We start from the raw sequence: 16,757 nt of genomic DNA, 5'->3' as shown, positions 1-16,757 counted from the left end.
CACTAGGGTGTGTCCTGGGGATCTTCATCGGAGGTGCAGGATGATGCAGGCGAGGATGATCTCGGCGCGGTGGTAGGCAGCTCGTTTGGCGTATCGGGTCGCTAGGCCTCGGAATTGTTTGAGGCGGTTGAAGCATCGCTCGACGACATTGCGGAGTTTGTAGAGGTCGGGGTCGAAGGCCGGTGGCCTGCCACCGGCCTTGCCCTTCGCTTTGCGGCGGGCGATCTGGTCGCCGCGTTCGGGAATGGTGGCCTTGATCCTGCGCTCCCGCAGCGCCTTCCGGGTACTCGGGTGGGTGTAGGCCTTGTCGGCCAGCACCCGCCCGACCCGCACTTTCTGCCCGTCCACCTCGATGTCACGGATGTCGTCCAGCAGCGGCAGCAGTTGCGGGTTGTCCCCGGCCTGACCGGGCGTGAGGATCACCGCTAACGGCAGACCGGCCGCGTTGACGGCCAGGTGGAGCTTGGTGGTCAGTCCGCCTCGGGAGCGTCCGAGGCATTCCCCGTCGATCGCGAGGTCTTCGATCCAGTCCGCGCAGCCCTTTTTTTCCGGGCACCGGCCGCGTGCTGATGCGCCCGGACACTCGTGGAATCCACACTGATCACGAACTCGACATGGTCCTCCAACGTTCCCAGCGAGTCGTCCTTGACGATCACCTGCTCCAGGACCCGATCCCACGTCCCGTCCGCGGTCCACTTCCGCAACCGCTCATGCGCGGTCTTCCACGGCCCATACCGTTCAGGCAGATCACGCCACGGCGCACCTGTGCGCTCATGCCACAGAATCGCGTTGATCACCTGCCGGTGACTACGCCACCGCCCACCCCGCTGCCCCGTCTCCGCAGGCAACAACGGCGCGATCACCGCCCACGCCTTATCCGTCAGCTCACCACGACCAACCACAACCCAATTGTCAGCACACGATCATGAACAAGATCCGCAGGACACGCCCTAGTTCTTCCCGCGGCGGTACTCGCTGGGGCTGCAACCGTGTTCTCTGCGGAAAGTGCGCGAGAAGTAGAACGCGTCGTTGTAGCCGATGGTCCTGGCGATCTCGGAGATGTCGCGGGACGTGGTGGCCAGCAGCTCGCGCGCTCGGGCCATCCGCAGGCGCTTGGCGTATTCGACCACGCCGCAGCCCGCCGCCATCCGGAACAGGGCCGCGAAGTGCGAGGGGGACAGGCCCGCCGTGCGCGCCAGCTCTTTGACGATCACCGGCTTCGCGAAGTTGTGCCGCAGGTACTCCTGCGCCTGGCGAACCGGCTCGGTGGGCTGGTGGGTTTCGGTCAGTGCGTCCGCGGCCAGCTGCGCCAGCAGGGTCCAGCCCGCGCCGGAGGCCGAGATAAGGTGCGGGAAGGTCTCGTCCCGTTCGAGGAAGCCGATGGCGTCGTCGATCGCCGAGACGGCCCGGTAGGCGTCGCACACCTCGATGATGGCTTCTCCGCCGTCCGGCGTGACGACCGAGAGCAGCTCCGAGACCTGGGAGCCCGCGGCGTGCAGCCACCAGATCGTCCAGGGGTCGCGCGAGTCCGCCCAGTAGAAGTGCGGGCGGGTCGGGGGCAGGACGAGGGCGTTTCCCGGCCTGATCACGCTCACCCTGCCGTCGACCTCGCAGTGCCCGACCCCGTCGGTGCAGACGATCACGATGGCTTCTGGTGCGCTGCGCGGACGGTGCATGCCGTGGTTGGCCGCGCTGGGGAAGTACCCGGCGTCGGTGACGAGCAGGCCCGAGGTCGGGGCTCTGCGCAGGGCCGACGCCACCAGCGGCCGCGGCAGCACGCGCAACCGCTGACCTGGGAAGCCATCGGGCAGCAGCATCCGCACACCGTACAGCCGGCCGTCGAATCGTCCAGGTGACTCGGTCGATTCGGCCATCCCGCCGAACGGGTGCCCGGGCATAGCGTTGCCGCATGTCACAGGGTGAATCGACGCTGATCCTGCCGTCCCGCCCCGCCGAGCACGCCGAGGCCGGGGTCGCGGCGTGGCGGGCGGGGGTGATGATCGACAGCTACCTTCCCGAGGCCCCCGACCGGTATCCCGCCTACCTGGACCGGCGCGTCTATCAGGGCTCCTCCGGGCGGGTGTATCCACTGCCGTTCCATGACCGGATCAGCCCGGTGAAGGCCCCGGCGGAGTGGGACGCGGTGCACCTGGAGAACCGCTGGCTGCGGCTGATGGTGCTGCCCGAGCTCGGTGGCCGCATTCACGTTGCTTTCGACCGCACCCGAAACTACGACTTCTTCTACCGCAACCCGGTGATCAAGCCCGCTCTCGTCGGCCTGACCGGCCCGTGGATCTCCGGCGGAGTCGAGTTCAACTGGCCGCAGCACCATCGCCCCGCCACGTTCCTGCCGACCGACGTCGAGATCGAGCACGAGCCCGATGGCGCCGTGACCGTGTGGTGCTCCGACCACGACCCCTTCGACCGGATGAAGGGGATGCACGGCGTCCGGATGCGGCCCGACAGCGCCGTCCTGGAGTTGCGGGTGCGGCTGTACAACCGCTGCGAGCGGACCCGGACGTTCTTGTGGTGGACCAATATCGCCGCGCGAGCGGATGAGAACTACCAGTCGTTCTTCCCCCGTGACGTGCGCGTGGTCGCCGATCACGCCAAGCGCGCGACGACCGGCTTCCCCGCCGCGGATCGGGCTTACTACGGGGTCGACTACCCGGCCCGGCACGACGAGGTCGACACGGTCGCCGGTGGCGTGCGGGTCCGCGGCGACCGCCTTGACTGGTACCGCACCATCCCGGTGCCGACCTCGTACATGTGTGTGGGCAGCAAGGAAACGTTCTTCGGCGGCTATGACCATGCCGCGCGGGCCGGGTTCGTGCACGTCGCCGATCGGCAGATCGCTGTCGGGAAGAAGCAGTGGACTTGGGGCGCTTCGGAGTTCGGTGACGCGTGGGGCCGCAATCTGACCGACGACGGTTCGGCCTATGTCGAATTGATGGCCGGGGTTTTCACCGACAACCAGCCGGACTTCTCCTTCGTCGCGCCCGGGGAGACGAAGGTGTTTTCCCAGTTCTGGTATCCGATTCAGGAGATCGGTCCGGTGCAGGCGGCAACCGTGGACGCCGCGGTGCGGGTGGACCTCCGGGGAACGAGCGCGCGGGTCGGAGTCGCAGTGACGGCTGACCGCCCCGGATGCCGCTTGTCGCTCGTCGACGGCACTGGGGCCGAGGTCGCCGAGGTGCGCGCCGACATCGCGCCGGGCAAACCCTTCCAGGAGAACATCCCGCTGACGCGGCCCGCTGATCGACTCGTGCTGCGCGTCCTCCACCGTGACGAACTGTTGGTGGAGTGGGATTCCCTGGTCCCCAGTGCGGACGATCAAGTCACCCCGGCACGCGAGCCCGCCGCGCCCGAGGACGTGCCGACCGTGGAAGAGCTGGCCGTGATCGGCGCGCACCTCGATCAGTACCGGCACGCGACGCGCTCGCCGGAGCTGTACTGGCGTGAGGCAGTGCGCCGCGATCCCGCGCAGGTCGCGGCCAATGTCGGGCTCGCTGGGCGCGCGTATCAGCGTGGTGACTTCGCGGAGGCGGAGAAGTTGTTGCGGGTAGCCGTTTCCCGGCTGACGACGCTGAACCCCAACCCGGTCGATACGACCGCGCTGTACTGCCTCGGTCTCGTGCTGGAGCGACTCGGCCGGGCCGAAGAGGCTTACGACGTATATGGTTCCAGCTCCTGGGCGCGTGCGTGGCGGGCACCGGCGGGCTATCGCATGGCGCGCATCGACGCCGCACACGGGCGGAACAAGGAGGCGCTGGCCAGGCTTCAGGATGTGCTGCGCACCGAGCCGGAGCACCTACAGGCCCGTGCGCTCCAGGTGATTGTGTTGCGTCGTAACGGAAAAGACGGTCAAGCGGCAGAACTTGCCGAAGCCACCCGTGCGCTTGATCCCCTGGACTGGTGGACGCGCGATCTGCTTGGCCTGCCTCTCACCACGGACGCGCAGACCTGCCTTGACCTTGCGCTGGAGTACGTCGGCGTTGGTGAGCACGATGCGGCGCTGCGGGTGCTCGACGTCGCCCGCGAGCGGGAGAGTTCTCGCGCGATCGGACAGACCGCGGCCGGGCCGTTGCTGGAGTACCACCGAGCCGAGGTGCTGCGCAGGCTGGGCAGGGACCACGAGGCGCGTGAAGCCGTTGGGAGGGCGCAAACTCTCGACGCGACGTGGTGTTTTCCTTCGCGGTTGGACGACGCGTCGACGTTGGAGCGTGCGGCGAACTCTGACGACACGGACGCGCGGGCTCGCGCGCTGCTCGGACACTGGCTCTACGCCAACGGACGCCCTGATGACGCGTGCACGGCCTGGAATGCCGCAGCGGCGATCGTCCCGGATGATCCCGTGGTGTGGCGGAATCTGGGGCTCGCGGCCTTCAACCACCTCGGTGACGCCGACCAGGCATGCGCGGCCTACGACTCCGCGCTCGCCGTCGCGGGGGACGACGCCAGGTTGATCTTCGAGCGTGACCAGCTCAGTGCGAGGCGCGGCGTGCCGCCCGGGCAACGACTGGACTGGCTCCTGCGGAACCGCGCCCTGGTCGAGACGCGGGACGACGCCACCCTTGAGCTCGCGCACCTGCTGATCACCGCCGACCGGCTCGACGAGGCCCGCGAACTGCTGCTCGGCCGCACCTTCCAACCGTGGGAGGGCGGTGAGGGCGACGTGCTACGCGTGTGGGACCGGCTGTGCCGCTTGCAATCCACAGTGGACGATGCGTTCGCGCCGCCGGAATCCCTCAGCGAGGCAAGGCATCCGCTCGCGAACACCGCGCAGCTGCACCTGATACGGGGTGACGTGCTGGGCGACCGGGCGGCGTGGGAGCTGGCCGCCGCGCAGCAGGGTGACTTCCTGGGGATGAGTACCCAGCCCTACTCCGAGGCGACCTACTCTTCGGTGCTCGCGCTGCGCAGGCTTGGTCGCACCGAGGAAGCCGACCGGCTCACCGAGGCGTTGCGCGCCTTCTGCGACACGTTGGAGGCGAGCCCGGCGACCGTGGACTACTTCGCGACTTCGCTGCCGTCGATGTTGTTGTTCACCGAGGATCTGGTCGCTGCACAGCTGCGCCGAGTTGGCTTTTTGCGGGCGCAGCTCGACATTCTCGACGGGCAGCACGTACGCGCAGGTGATCGGTTGGCCGCGCTGCTGGCCGGGGACCCGCACCACGTCGCCGCGCTGGATCTCGCCCGATCGATCCGGACTCCGCCGCGGTGACGGCGTCTGTGCACCGTCACCGCGCACGGGATTCCTTACACATCAGGGCTATCCGCCACGGTTCCGGTCGCGGCCGCGTCGGCGTAGTTCGCGAGACGCTCGGCCATCGGGACCCCGGCGCGATGGGCTCGACGGCCGGTGCCGCCGCGCTGCCACGGCGCCGGGCCGGTCAGCGGGCGGAACTCGACTCCGGCCGCCGCCAGCCGGTCAAGGTGGCGGGGCAGCCGCCGGTGGAGATCCTGCGTGCGGGAGCCCCAAGCGATCTCCGCGAAGGCACACGTTCGCGGGTACAGGAGGTAGTCGACCAGTCGCGGGTCCTCGACGAACTCGGTCCACATCTGGCACTGGATCCCTTGCACACGAGCACTTTCGGCCTCGGACCAGTCCTGCGGGATCGGCTCCCACGAGGCGACGTCGCCGAGGGTGACCGGGCCGCCGATCGCGAGTGGCTCGTCGGGGTGGGCCTCCTGGAAGTAGTCGAAGTAGGTCGGCATGACCGGCGAGAGCACGACGTCGTGACCGGCTGCCGCCGCCCGGCGGGCGACCTCCGCGCCACGCCACGCCATGACCAGCGTGGTGGTCGATTCCGCGTCGGCGGCGGTTCCTTGCGCGGCAAAGCTGTCGTCCCACGTGATCGGTGTTTTGCCGTGCTCAGCCAGCATCTGCCGCACTTCGGCCATCAGGGCGGCGAAGATCTCGGCGCTCCCGGAAAGCCCCCGCTTGTCGGCGAACGCACGCACCACCGGGTCGTTGTCCCACGCCCGCAGGACGGACTCGTCGCCACCCACGTGCACGTAAGGGGAAGGGAACAGCGGAAGCAGCTCGTCGAGCAGGAGGCGCAGGAACTCCAGGGACTGCTCCGACGGAGCCAGGAGTGCGTCGTGCACGCCCCAGTTCGGGTGCACCGCGCGATCTGGCACGGACGGGGACCCGAACTCCGGGTAGGCGGCCAGCAAGGCGCCGGTGTGGCCGGGAACGCCGATCTCCGGGATGACCGTGATCGCGCGGTCCGCCGCGTAGGCGATGATCTCGGCGAGGTCGTCGCGGGTGTAGTAGCCGCCGTGCGGTGTGCCGTCGTGGACGACCTCGTCGGAGTAGTGGCTGACCTGGCTCGTCGCCCGCCAGCTGCCGACCTCGTGCAGGCGCGGGAAGCGAAGGCTCTCCACCCGCCAGCCCTGGTCGTCGCTGAGGTGCAGGTGCAGGGTGTTCAGCTTGTGCGCGCTCATCAGGTCGATGTGGCGCAACACCTCCCGCTTGGGCAGGAAGTGCCGGGCGACGTCGAGGAGCATTCCGCGCCAGCGGAATCGTGGGCTGTCCTCGACGCGGATGACCGGTGCGACCCACAGGATGTCCGACGGCGCGGCCTGCCGGTAAGCGGCGTCGGGAAGGAGCTGGCGCAGGGTCTGCACGGCATACACGACACCGGAACGGTCCGCCGCGGTGATGGTCACTCCGGCCTCGGTCACGTCGAGCACGTAACCCTCGGGAGGGGTCGCGCCCGCGCGGAGCAGCACCTGCAGACCTGCGGGTTCGGTGACGACCTTGCCGGCCATGGGCAGCAGCGCGATCGCCCGCAGGACCGCCGCCCGTTCCTCCGCCGGCACGTCCAGGCGCACCGGGAGTTCGGCCGGAAGCTGGAGCACCCCCGCGCCGAGCAGCACCGAGCGCGGTCGGGGAACGAGGTGCGCCGCCCGCTCTCGTGCGTCGTCGTGGCTCATGATCACTGCCTCCCTGTATGCGTATACATGTTTCTTTCTGTTCAATTACCGTCTAGAGTGAGCATATATTGCTCATTCTGTGGCTAGTATGCACACAAATGAACGAAAACCACCACGAAGGGACGCCGATGTACCTTCCGATCGCCGAGGTTGCCTGCGTGCCGGCCCGGGCGCGCGTCTTCGAGCAGGGCTGGCAGTCCTGGAGTCCCACCGGCACCTACCCGGGTGACGCGACCTCGCCCCGGCCGTCCTCGGCGCAGGTCGCGGCGAGCTGCTTCCGCTTCGACCGGCCGATGCCGGAGTCCGGCTTCCAGGGCGAGGGACTTATCGTGATCGACCCGGGCGACGGCGGCCCGGTGCGGTCGTGGTCCGCGGTGGATCACTCCGCCGAAGTCCCCTCCATCCGCGTGCACGCGCTCGGGGACCGGCTCGTCGTCTCCAGCCTGGGCGCTGTCCGGGAGACCGAGCACGCCGACCTCCCGCGCGCGCTCGTCGCCTGGGCTGAGGAGGTGGCGGCCGCCGGTGGCGTGACGGCGGTCCGTCCGCTCGGTCCGGGGTGGAGCAGCTGGTACGGGCACTGGAACAAGGTCACCGAGCAGGACATCGCCGACACCCTGGTGCACGCCGAACGACTGGAGCTGCCGCTGGAGATCATCCAGCTCGACGACGGCTATCAGAGCGCGATCGGGGACTGGCTCGACATCCGGCCGGGCTTCGGATCCCTTGAAGGAGTGGCGAAACGCGTCGCCGACACCGGGCGGCGCGCGGGCATCTGGCTGACGCCGTTCTTCGTCGCCGCCGACAGCCGGGTGGCGACCGAGCATCCGGACTGGCTGGTGCGGGGCACGCCCGCGATGCGCGAGTGGGACCGGGACATCGCGGTGCTCGACGTGACGCACCCGGGCGCGGCGGAGCATCTCGGCGGCGTGTTCAGATCCCTTGTGGCGACCGGGTTTTCGTTCTTCAAAATCGACTACATCTACGCCGGAGCGCACCCCGGCCCGCGGCACGCCGACGCGTCGGCGCACGACGCCTACGTGGCGGGGATGCGGATCATCCGCGAGGCGGTCGGGCCGGACTCGACCGTTCTCGGTTGCGGCGCACCGATGCTGCCCAGTGTGGGACTCGTCGACGCCATGCGGGTCAGCCCGGACACCGCGGTCGCCGTCGAACCCAAGTCCGGGGACGTCAGTCAGCCCTCGCAGCTCGGCGCGCGGCTCGCCGGGGCCGCGCGGGAGTTCATGCACGGCCGGTTGTGGGTCAACGATCCCGACTGCCTGCTGGTGTCTCCGCGCGTGGAAGACCGCGCCGGCTGGGCGGATCACGTGGCCTCCAGCGGTGGGTGGAGGTGTTCGAGCGATCGCCTCGCCGACCTCGACGAGTGGGGAGCCACGCGCACCCGCGAGCTGCTCACGCCGTCAACCGATCCTGCCTGATCTCTCCGGAAGGGAGTCCACCATGGCTCAGGTCCTCACGGTGCCGACCCCACCGCCACCGGTCTCGACCCGGCCGGTGCCACCACGGGGACGTCGGCGGCGGGTGCGGGAAACCCTGACGGCGTATGCCTTTGTGGCCCCGAGCCTGTTCGGCGTCGTCGCGTTCCTGTTGCTGCCGGTACTGATCGTCGCCGGGCTGAGCCTGTTCGACTGGAAGCTGCTGGCCACGCCGGAGTTCGTCGGGCTGGCCAACTACGAGCGGCTCTTCGCCGACGGCGGGATCGGCCACTCGCTGCTGGTGACCATCGCCTACGTGGTCCTGACCATCCCGGTGCAGACGGGGCTGGCCCTGTTGCTCGCGCTGCTGCTCAACCAGCGAGTGCGCGGCGTGAAGATCTTTCGCGCGCTGTTCGTCCTGCCCTGGATGGCGACGCCGGTGGTGATGGGCCTGGTGTGGGGCTGGATCTTCGACCCGGCCAACGGCGCGGTCAACTCCTTCCTGGGGATCTTCGGGATCGACGGGCCGAGCTGGCTGTCCTCGCCCAGCCTCGCGCTGCCCTCGGTGGCGGCGACGCAGGTGTGGCAGTTCGCGGGCTACAACATGCTGTTCTTCCTCGCCGGGTTGCAGTCCATCCCGAAGGACTATTACCAGGCGGCCTCGCTGGACGGGGCGTCGCCGGTCCGGCAGTTCTTCGCGATCACACTGCCACTGTTGCGCCCGACGCTGTTCTTTGTCCTTGTCACCAACGTGATCGGCTCGTTCCAGGTCTTCGACACCGTTTTCGTGATGACCAACGGCGGTCCCGGCAACAGCACCGAGGTCATCAACTACACGATCTACCAGACCGCGTTCCGGCAGTTCGAATTCGGCTACGCCTCCGCCATCGCGATGGTGCTGTTCCTGATCATCCTCGCGGTCACCATGGCGCAGGTCCGGTACTTCAACCGCACCACGACCTACGACCTGACCTGAGAGGGGCCGACCGTGACCACGACCACCCGGCGGCGGCGGCCCTCCCGCCGCGCCGCCCTCTACGCGACGCTGATCATCGGGGCGGCCATGTCGGTCTTCCCGTACTGGCTGATCGTCTCGACCGCGTTGAAACCGCGCGGTGAGCTCTTCGAGGCGGCACCGTGGGCGCCGCCGTCCTCGCCGACGCTGGAGAACCTCGGCGCGCTGCTGAGCTCGGACTTCGCGCAGTCCATCCTCAACACCTTCATCTTCGTCACCGTCCTCACCGTGGGGCAGCTGATCTTCACCACGCTGGCGGCGTATGCGTTCGCGCGCTTGGACTTCCGGGGCCGCAACGCGCTGTTCTGGCTGTACCTGGCCACCCTGATGGTGCCCAACGTGGTGACCCTGATCCCGCTGTTCCTGATCATGCGTGAGCTGGACCTGGTGAACAGCTGGTACGGGCTCGTCGCGCCGTACGTCTTCGGCACGCCATACGGGATTTTCCTGATGCGCCAGTTCTTCCGCAGCATCCCGCGCGAGATCGAGGAGGCCGCGCGGATGGACGGCGCGGGGCACCTGACCATCCTGTGGCGGATCATCCTGCCGCTGAGCAGGCCGATCCTGGCCACGCTGGCGATCGTCACGGTGATCTCGTCCTGGAACAACTTCCTGTGGCCGCTGATCATCACCAGCAGCGAGGACACCCGCGTGGTCACCGTCGCGATCGCCGCCCTGCGCTCGGAGATCGGCATCGACTACACCCGGATGATGGCAGGCAGCCTGCTCACGCTGCTGCCGATGCTGCTCGTCTTCGTCTTCTTCCAGCGCTACATCGTCCGGTCGGTCGCCCTGACCGGACTCAAGTGACACAAAGGAGTGTCCCCATGAAGCTCTCGAATTTCCGGCGGAAGATGCTCAGCGCGCTGACAGCCGGCGCACTGGTCGGGCTGGTCGCCGCCTGCGGCGGCAGCGGCGACAGCAACGGCAAGACGACACTGACCTACCGAATCTGGGACGAGCAGCAGCAGAAGGGCTACGAGAAGGTCTTCGAGGCGTTCAAGGCCAAGCACCCCGGCATCGACGTCAAGATCGAGCTTCAGCCCTACGACCAATACTGGACCAAGCTCGTCACCGAGATGGTCTCCGGCACCGCGCCCGACGTGTTCTGGATGACGCCCGCGAACTTCCCCGAACTGGCGACGCAGGGCGCGTTGATGGACGTCTCCGCCGCCGTGGAGCAGTCCGGCCTGACCAAGGACAAGTACCACCCCAACGTCGTGGATTCCTTTACCTACAAGGAAAAGATGTACGCCGTCCCCAAGGACTGGGGCGTACCGGGGATGCTCTACAACAAGCAGGTCTTCGCCGAGGCCGGCGTCGAGATGCCCACCGAGCCACTGACCTGGGCGCCCGACGGATCCGGGACGTTCCTGCCGCTGATGCAGAAGCTCACCGTCGACGTGAACGGCAAGCACCCCAATGAATCCGGCTTCGACCCGGCCAAGGTCAAGCGGTGGGGCTTCGCCTCCTGGAACCACTCGGGCACCCAGTGGCTGAACTGGATCCCGAGCAACGGCGGCACGACGATCACCAAGCCCTACGGCATGTTCAACTTCAACGAGCCCGCTTCGGTCGAGGCGTTGCAGTGGGGCGTCGACCTGATCAAGAAGTGGCACGTGTCCCCGCCCGCCGAGCAGACCAATCCGCCCGCGGGCCGTGCCACCGAGATGTTCCAGCGCGGCGAGGTCGCGGTCTTCCCGGCCAACAACGCGCTGCTGCCCTTCGTCGCCCCCAGCTCGACCTTCCCGATCGGCACCGCATCGCTTCCCGCGGGCAAGGCAGGCCGCGTCGTGATCATCAACGGCCTCGGCGAGGCGGTCTACTCCCGCACCGAGCATCCCGACCAGGCCAAGCAGCTCGTGTCGTTCCTGGCCACCCCGGAGGCGCAGGCGATCATGGCCGAGGGCGGCTATGTCTTCCCTGCCATCAACGACCTCGCCCCGCGCTACGTCGAGCACTGGAAGGCCAAGGGCATCGACACCCAGCCGTTCCTGGACGAGGCGCGCGGCAAGACGGTGAACTTCCCGATCGTGTCCGGCTTCGCCGCGGCGGAACCCAAAATCAACCAGATCTTCAACGACATGTACCTCGGATCGGTCAACGTCCCCGACGCCGCCGGAGAGGCTGTCAAACAGGGCAACGCTCTGCTCCGCCCCGAGAAGTAAGGAGGTCTGCCATGTCCGCATCACCCAAGAGATGGCGCGCGGCGGCGATCGCCACCGCCGCGTCGCTGGCCGTCTCACTGGCACCGGCCGCGACGGCCGAGCCCGCGCCCGGGGTGCCCGTGCAGCTGCTGTCGATCACCGACCTGCACGGCTACTTCGGCGAGTACACCACGACCGTGCCCGGCTCGCGTGCCGGTGAGCCCGCGAAAACCGTCGGTGGCGGGGCGTATCTCGCCTCGCACCTCGACCGGCTGCGCGCACCGGAGAACTCCGTACTGTTCTCCGCGGGCGACGACTTCTCCGGCTGGCCGTCGGAGACCGCGTGGTTCTGGAACGAGCCGACGATCGAGTACATGAACATGATCGGCGTCGAGTTCTCCACCGTGGGCAACCACGAGATCGACCGGAAACCGGCCTACCTCAAGCATATGATGGAGGGCACCTGCCAGGGCCGCCCCGACCGCGACCTCTGCTTCACCGACTCGACCGGGAAACGCTTCCAGGGCGCGGACTTCGACTACTACTCCGCGAACGTGATCACCGAAGCCACCGGCCGGCCGCTGGTCAAGCCGTACCACGTGCGGCAGGTCGACGACGGTCGCGGCGGCACGCTCCCGGTGGGATTCATCCACGCCACGACCACCCACACACCGGAAGAGCAGCTCTCCTACTGGCCGAGCGAACTGAAGTTCCTGCCCGAGGCGGAGACGATCAACCGCTACGCCGAGGAGCTGCGCGGGCGGGGCGTCCAGGCCATCGTCGCCGTTGTGCACGAAGGGTTCTCGCAAGCGAACGGGGCGGGGTACAACGACTGCACCGCACCGTTCGGCCCGCTTGCCGACATGAACAAGCAGATCAGCCCGGCGGTGGACGCCATCGTCGGCGGGCATTGGCACGCGCTGGTGAACTGCATGCTGCCCGACCCGGCCGGTAATCCCCGCCCGGTGGTGGACGCGGCGAACCACGGCAGGCTGATCAACGAGATCAACCTGGAGCTGGACCCGGCGACCGGCGATGTCCGCCGAGACCGGACGAAGTCGGTCAGCCACGCCAACACCCGTGATGTCGCACCGGATCCCGAGGTGCAGCGGATGGCGAAGTACTGGAAGGACCGGCTCCCCGCGCGGGGCAACCAGCAGGTCGCCACGGTCACCGGTGATCTCACCCGCACCTCCGGCACCGACGAGGAGTCCACGCTCGGCAACGTCACCGCCGATGCGTTCCTCTGGGCGGCCAACAAGGACGGACAGGCCGAGCTCGCGGTCGCGATGCCGGGAATCTTGTTGCGCGACATACCCTTCGCCCCCAATCCAGCCAATCCCGCGGACGCGCCGGGACGAGTGCTGTTCTCCGAACTGGTCTTCGGCACGGTCTACGAGAACGGCATCGGCCCGGCCGTCGTGCGCGGGACGGTGACCGGCGAGAAACTCGACGAGCTGATCGAGAGCCAATGGCAGCGGAGGGCCGACGGTGTCGTGACGTATCGGCACATGGCCGTTTCCGGCAACGTTTCCTACACCTACGACCCCGGCGCCCCGCTCGGGCAGCACGTCGACATCAAGAAGATCCGGATCAACGGGAAGCCGGTGAAGGCCGGCCGCGAGTACCGGATCGCGACTCTGGCCAACAACTTCTTCGCCCGCAACGCCACACCCGGGTTCACGGCGCTTTTCGATGCCAGGAACCAGGATCGGAGCATCTACTCCGGTGCGGACGCGCTCTGGAAGTACCTGGAGGCGCGGTCGCCGGTCCGGCCGCCGAAGCTCGACCGGGTCCGGCCCGCACCTGGAAACAGCCGTTAAGCGCCGGCTCACCTGAACCGGGACGGAGGGGTTGGCACGTGTTCGCTCATCGAGTCGAACTTGCGGACATAGGTCAGCCCCTCCGGGATCTCGACGCTGGTCGTCGAGGTCCAGCCCCGGGTCAGGGTGGGCCAGTCGGGCACGTCGGGGTGGAAGTGCGGCCGGAACGGCTCGTAGCCGTCGATGAAGGCGGCCGGTTCCGACCTCGCCTGCCACCGGATGTCCGCCGACAACCGCAGCCGGTCGCTGAGGTTGGGGCGGGCCCCGTGCACGGTGAGGCTGGTGAACATGAGCACGTCCCCCTGGCCGAAGTGGGTGCTGCGCCAGTCGTCCACGCCGCTGCCCGCCACCTGCGCGGTGACCCCGCCGGGGCCCTCCGCCCGGGACACACCGAGCACGCCGAGCTTGTGCGACCCGGCGAGGACCTCGAGCCCGCCGGCGTCGGAGGGGCAGTCGGCGAGGGGGATCCACATGGTCAGGGTGTCGACCGCGCCCTGGATGAGGCGGTAGTCCTGGTGAGCGGGCGTGGGTGTGGCCCGAGGCGTCGGCGCCGTGATGCGGGCGATGTGCATCGGGTGGCAGAAGACCTCCTCGCCGAGCAGCCGCTGAGCCAGGCCGCGCAGCTCCTCCCGTTCGCTGAGCTCGTGGAAGGACTGCGTCGCCTGCACGGCGGAGTACATGCCGAAGAAGGTGGACTTGCCCTCCTCGACCGCCCGGTCGGACGCCCGCAGCTCGTGCGGCTCGGTGCCGGAGGCCAGCCACCTGCTGTCGTGGAGCACGGCCGCGAGGTCGGCGCGAACACCGGTGACGTAGTCGCTGGGCAGCAGGCGGGGAAAGTAGAGGTAGCCGTCCTCGGACATGCGCTCCCGTAGCGCCGCGACGTCGTCGGCGATGTCGCTGGAATCGATCAACTGCTTCATGTTCTGCCTCCGCCGTAGGGGTCTCGACGGATTCGACTGTACGAAGGGCGGGGCATCGCGGACATGGCTGAACCTGGCGGGGAGATGACAGATCCTGCTGCGACGCCCTCGCCTCCGGCCGGGTTGCTCGTCGTCGGCGAGAGCACCTTCACCAAGCGCATCGAGGCGATCCGGCCGATCGGCTCGCCGAGCTGGCTGCTCATGTGGACAACGCGGGGGCGCGGCGTCGTGCACCACGGGGACACGGCCCTGACAACCGGCGCGGGGCAGCTCGTGCTGATCGAGCCCGGCGTGCGGCACACCTACGGAGTCGCGCCCGACGCCGGTGAATGGTCGCTGTTGTGGGCACATTTCCGGGCACCACAAGGAAACTGGCTCGGGACGAGTCGCCATCTGACACCGGCGGCGAGTGGCGCCGCGGAGGCCATCGACGCCGCCTTCGACCGGCTCCGCCGTTACGCCCGGCTCACCGGTGATCACATCCCGCCGTCGCCGGTCCACCTCCCGGCCTTCGCCACCCGCCCCGAGCAGCAGGCCCTCGCCCTGTGCGCGCTCGAAGAGATCGTGCGCCTGGCCGACCTCGCCGGTGCTCCCGCCGCACCGCCGGGCCCTGACCCGCGCATCGCCCGCGTGCGGCAGCTCATTGCCGAGACCCCGGAGGCCCCGCACACCCTGGACTCGCTCGCCGCCGCCGCCGGGCTGTCACCGTCGCGCTTCAGTCACCTCTACGCGAGGGCCACCGGCCACAGCCCCATGCAGGAGGTGCGCACCCGCCGCCTGCACCGCGCGGCTCGGCTGCTGACCGGCACGGGAATGTCCGTCGCCGCGGTCGCCGGCGCCGTCGGCTACGTCGACCAGTTCCACTTCAGCCGCGCGTTCCGCCGCGAGTTCGGCCTGCCGCCGAGCAGTTACCGGCACAACGGCGAGGTTCCCGGTTGGGACTGACCCAGGAAATGCTTGGTGAGCAGGGCATTGTTGAGCACACAGGCGGTGGGCGCCTCACCGCCCTCGACGACGTCAGCCTGACATCGAACCGGGCGAACTGATCGCACTCCTCGGCCCGAGCGGCTGCGACACGACCACGCTGCTGCGCTGCGTCGCCGGGCTCACCGAGCCCGACACGACCGGTCGGGAGTCCTTACCGGCAGGATCATCGTCGTGACGGTTTATGCGTTCGACGAGACACGACGACTTCTGATCTGCACCTGGGACACGGGTCTCGGCTGCGTCGCGGCCGGTGTCGCCGAACTTCCCCTGACAGCGACTCGGGAGGACGCGCTGCGTCTCGCCGACACTCTCACCGGTTTGTCCCGCCAGCTGTGGCGCACGTACACGCATCCGGCCGGCGCCACGGACAGCCTGGAGGTGAACACCGAAGGCTGGCGTCGGCAAGGTGAGCACGACGCGTTCGGAACGGTGATCCAGGCCCTGAAGGAACCCAACCTTCCGAAGGACGGCTACCTGACCCAGTCCTACATCCGCGTCGAGGAAGCGGCACACCGTGTCGGCCGCGCGCTCCACAAATTCGACGACGCGGCCCTGGCCGAGCAGGTGATCGCAGACGTCGAAGCCGAGCTCGGCGCCGTCGAACACGCCGAACGCGGCGACCTGTCCGAACGGGCGAAACAAGCTGTGATGCTCACGCGTGCCGACGCCTCCCCACTTCAGGTGAACGCCGCCCATGACCTGTTTCGCGAGCAGCCGATCGGCTCGGAAAAGCTTCTCCACGAAGTCGACCCGACAGCCGCTGCGGTAGCGGCAGCGCACTGGCTTCAGGCCGCCGCCACCATCAGCGCCGGCCTCATGGAGTGCGATCCGTCCGAGGTCGTGGTCGCGGCGGACGAGCTTGAAGCGCTCGCTGTCGAAACGCCGACGCGGGTCCTGGAGCGGCTTGGTTCAGGCGAGACGCCCCGCGACGTCGTCCTTGACCTGATCCGAACCGCGATGACCGCCGCCGAAGGCCGGATCGCCGACACGACGTCCCTCCCCGACCAGGCGCGCATCAGCCTCTTGGACCCGTTGCGGCCTGCCCACGACCTGCTCGAAGACCTCCTCGACGGCATACACGGCTGCCGCCTCCTCTTCCACGAGTACTCCGAGTACGACGACGACCCGGAAGAACTCGCCGAACGACTCGACGTCGAATTCGAAGCCGCCGTCCGTGCCGAAGCCGAGGCCAATCAGGACCGGCTGCGGTGATCCCTCAGCGCCGGGCAAGGACCTTCCTGGCCAGCCACCCGGCGTAGACGGCCAGCCCGGCCACCCCCGCCTTGCGGGTGGGGGTGGCCGCGATCGCCAGCCCGATGGCGAGTTCGGTGGCGCCGTTGCGGTAGGTCCACTTGCGGACGTCGGCGGCGAAGGCCATCTTCGTCACGGGTTCGAAGGCCGCGGGGGCGGCGAAGTGGGCGAGACCGGTCGCGGCGATGCCGAGGCCGAGGACCTGGCCGGTGCGTGAGGACATGGTGTTCCTTTCGGAG

Annotated in this window: 13 protein-coding genes and 1 pseudogene; 9 read left to right on the top strand and 5 right to left on the bottom strand. The window is 68.6% G+C overall.

The annotated features are described in order from the left end of the window. Nucleotides 1-24 precede the first annotated feature (24 nt). Nucleotides 25-902: pseudogene (locus ACLJRL_RS02590) on the bottom strand (IS5 family transposase). A gap of 48 nt (nt 903-950) precedes the next feature. Next, nucleotides 951-1,817, bottom strand: coding sequence for a helix-turn-helix domain-containing protein (locus tag ACLJRL_RS02585; RefSeq protein WP_410654344.1), 867 nt, complete (start codon nt 1,815-1,817; stop codon nt 951-953). A gap of 92 nt (nt 1,818-1,909) precedes the next feature. Here ACLJRL_RS02585 and ACLJRL_RS02580 point away from each other — a divergent pair, with 92 nt between their 5' ends. Continuing rightward, nucleotides 1,910-5,224 (top strand): DUF5107 domain-containing protein, encoded by a 3,315-nt coding sequence (locus ACLJRL_RS02580; protein ID WP_410654343.1) that lies wholly within the window; start codon nt 1,910-1,912, stop codon nt 5,222-5,224. Nucleotides 5,225-5,259: 35 nt separating this feature from the next. Here the strand turns inward: ACLJRL_RS02580 and ACLJRL_RS02575 are convergent, their stop codons facing one another. After that, complete coding sequence (locus ACLJRL_RS02575; protein ID WP_410654342.1) at nt 5,260-6,942, bottom strand: beta-N-acetylhexosaminidase; 1,683 nt, start codon at nt 6,940-6,942, stop codon at nt 5,260-5,262. A gap of 98 nt (nt 6,943-7,040) precedes the next feature. On the opposite strand from ACLJRL_RS02575, the gene ACLJRL_RS02570 reads away from it, so the two are divergent. The 5 genes from ACLJRL_RS02570 to ACLJRL_RS02550 are packed head-to-tail and all read left to right on the top strand — an operon-like array spanning nt 7,041 to nt 13,360. Next, nucleotides 7,041-8,378 (top strand): glycoside hydrolase family 36 protein, encoded by a 1,338-nt coding sequence (locus ACLJRL_RS02570; RefSeq protein ID WP_410654341.1) that lies wholly within the window; start codon nt 7,041-7,043, stop codon nt 8,376-8,378. A gap of 22 nt (nt 8,379-8,400) precedes the next feature. Further along, on the top strand, nt 8,401-9,351 hold the full coding sequence (locus ACLJRL_RS02565) for a carbohydrate ABC transporter permease (protein ID WP_410654340.1): 951 nt from the start codon (nt 8,401-8,403) through the stop codon (nt 9,349-9,351). A 12-nt stretch (nt 9,352-9,363) separates the two neighbouring features. Further along, on the top strand, nt 9,364-10,200 hold the full coding sequence (locus tag ACLJRL_RS02560) for a carbohydrate ABC transporter permease (protein ID WP_410654339.1): 837 nt from the start codon (nt 9,364-9,366) through the stop codon (nt 10,198-10,200). 17 nt (nt 10,201-10,217) lie between these two features. Beyond that, complete coding sequence (locus ACLJRL_RS02555; protein ID WP_410654338.1) at nt 10,218-11,558, top strand: ABC transporter substrate-binding protein; 1,341 nt, start codon at nt 10,218-10,220, stop codon at nt 11,556-11,558. Between the two features lie 11 nt (nt 11,559-11,569). Further along, nucleotides 11,570-13,360: a bifunctional metallophosphatase/5'-nucleotidase gene (locus ACLJRL_RS02550; protein ID WP_410654337.1), complete on the top strand. Its 1,791-nt coding sequence runs from the start codon at nt 11,570-11,572 to the stop codon at nt 13,358-13,360. Nucleotides 13,361-13,368: 8 nt separating this feature from the next. Here ACLJRL_RS02550 and ACLJRL_RS02545 read toward each other — a convergent pair whose 3' ends face one another. Beyond that, entirely contained in the window at nt 13,369-14,280 is a 912-nt protein-coding gene (locus tag ACLJRL_RS02545; protein ID WP_410654336.1) for a phytanoyl-CoA dioxygenase family protein, read from the bottom strand. A gap of 84 nt (nt 14,281-14,364) precedes the next feature. Here ACLJRL_RS02545 and ACLJRL_RS02540 point away from each other — a divergent pair, with 84 nt between their 5' ends. The 3 genes from ACLJRL_RS02540 to ACLJRL_RS02530 all read left to right on the top strand — a co-directional run bounded on the left by ACLJRL_RS02540 (nt 14,365) and on the right by ACLJRL_RS02530 (nt 16,479). After that, complete coding sequence (locus ACLJRL_RS02540; RefSeq protein WP_410654335.1) at nt 14,365-15,225, top strand: helix-turn-helix domain-containing protein; 861 nt, start codon at nt 14,365-14,367, stop codon at nt 15,223-15,225. Between the two features lie 82 nt (nt 15,226-15,307). Beyond that, a complete protein-coding gene (locus ACLJRL_RS02535) occupies nt 15,308-15,442 on the top strand; it encodes an ATP-binding cassette domain-containing protein (RefSeq protein WP_410655136.1) in 135 nt (44 codons plus the stop codon). Further along, entirely contained in the window at nt 15,439-16,479 is a 1,041-nt protein-coding gene (locus ACLJRL_RS02530; protein WP_410654334.1) for a hypothetical protein, read from the top strand. The genes ACLJRL_RS02535 and ACLJRL_RS02530 overlap by 4 nt, the downstream gene beginning before the upstream one ends. 4 nt (nt 16,480-16,483) lie before the next feature. Here ACLJRL_RS02530 and ACLJRL_RS02525 read toward each other — a convergent pair whose 3' ends face one another. Continuing rightward, nucleotides 16,484-16,741, bottom strand: a complete 258-nt coding sequence (locus ACLJRL_RS02525) for a hypothetical protein (RefSeq protein ID WP_410654333.1) — start codon at nt 16,739-16,741, stop codon at nt 16,484-16,486. Nucleotides 16,742-16,757 lie beyond the last annotated feature (16 nt).

Origin of the sequence: Amycolatopsis sp. lyj-112, assembly GCF_046549055.1 — a bacterium.
Lineage (GTDB): Bacteria > Actinomycetota > Actinomycetes > Mycobacteriales > Pseudonocardiaceae > Amycolatopsis.
The sequence above is the reverse complement of the archived record's forward strand: the minus strand, read 5'-3'. Positions and strand labels throughout refer to the sequence as shown.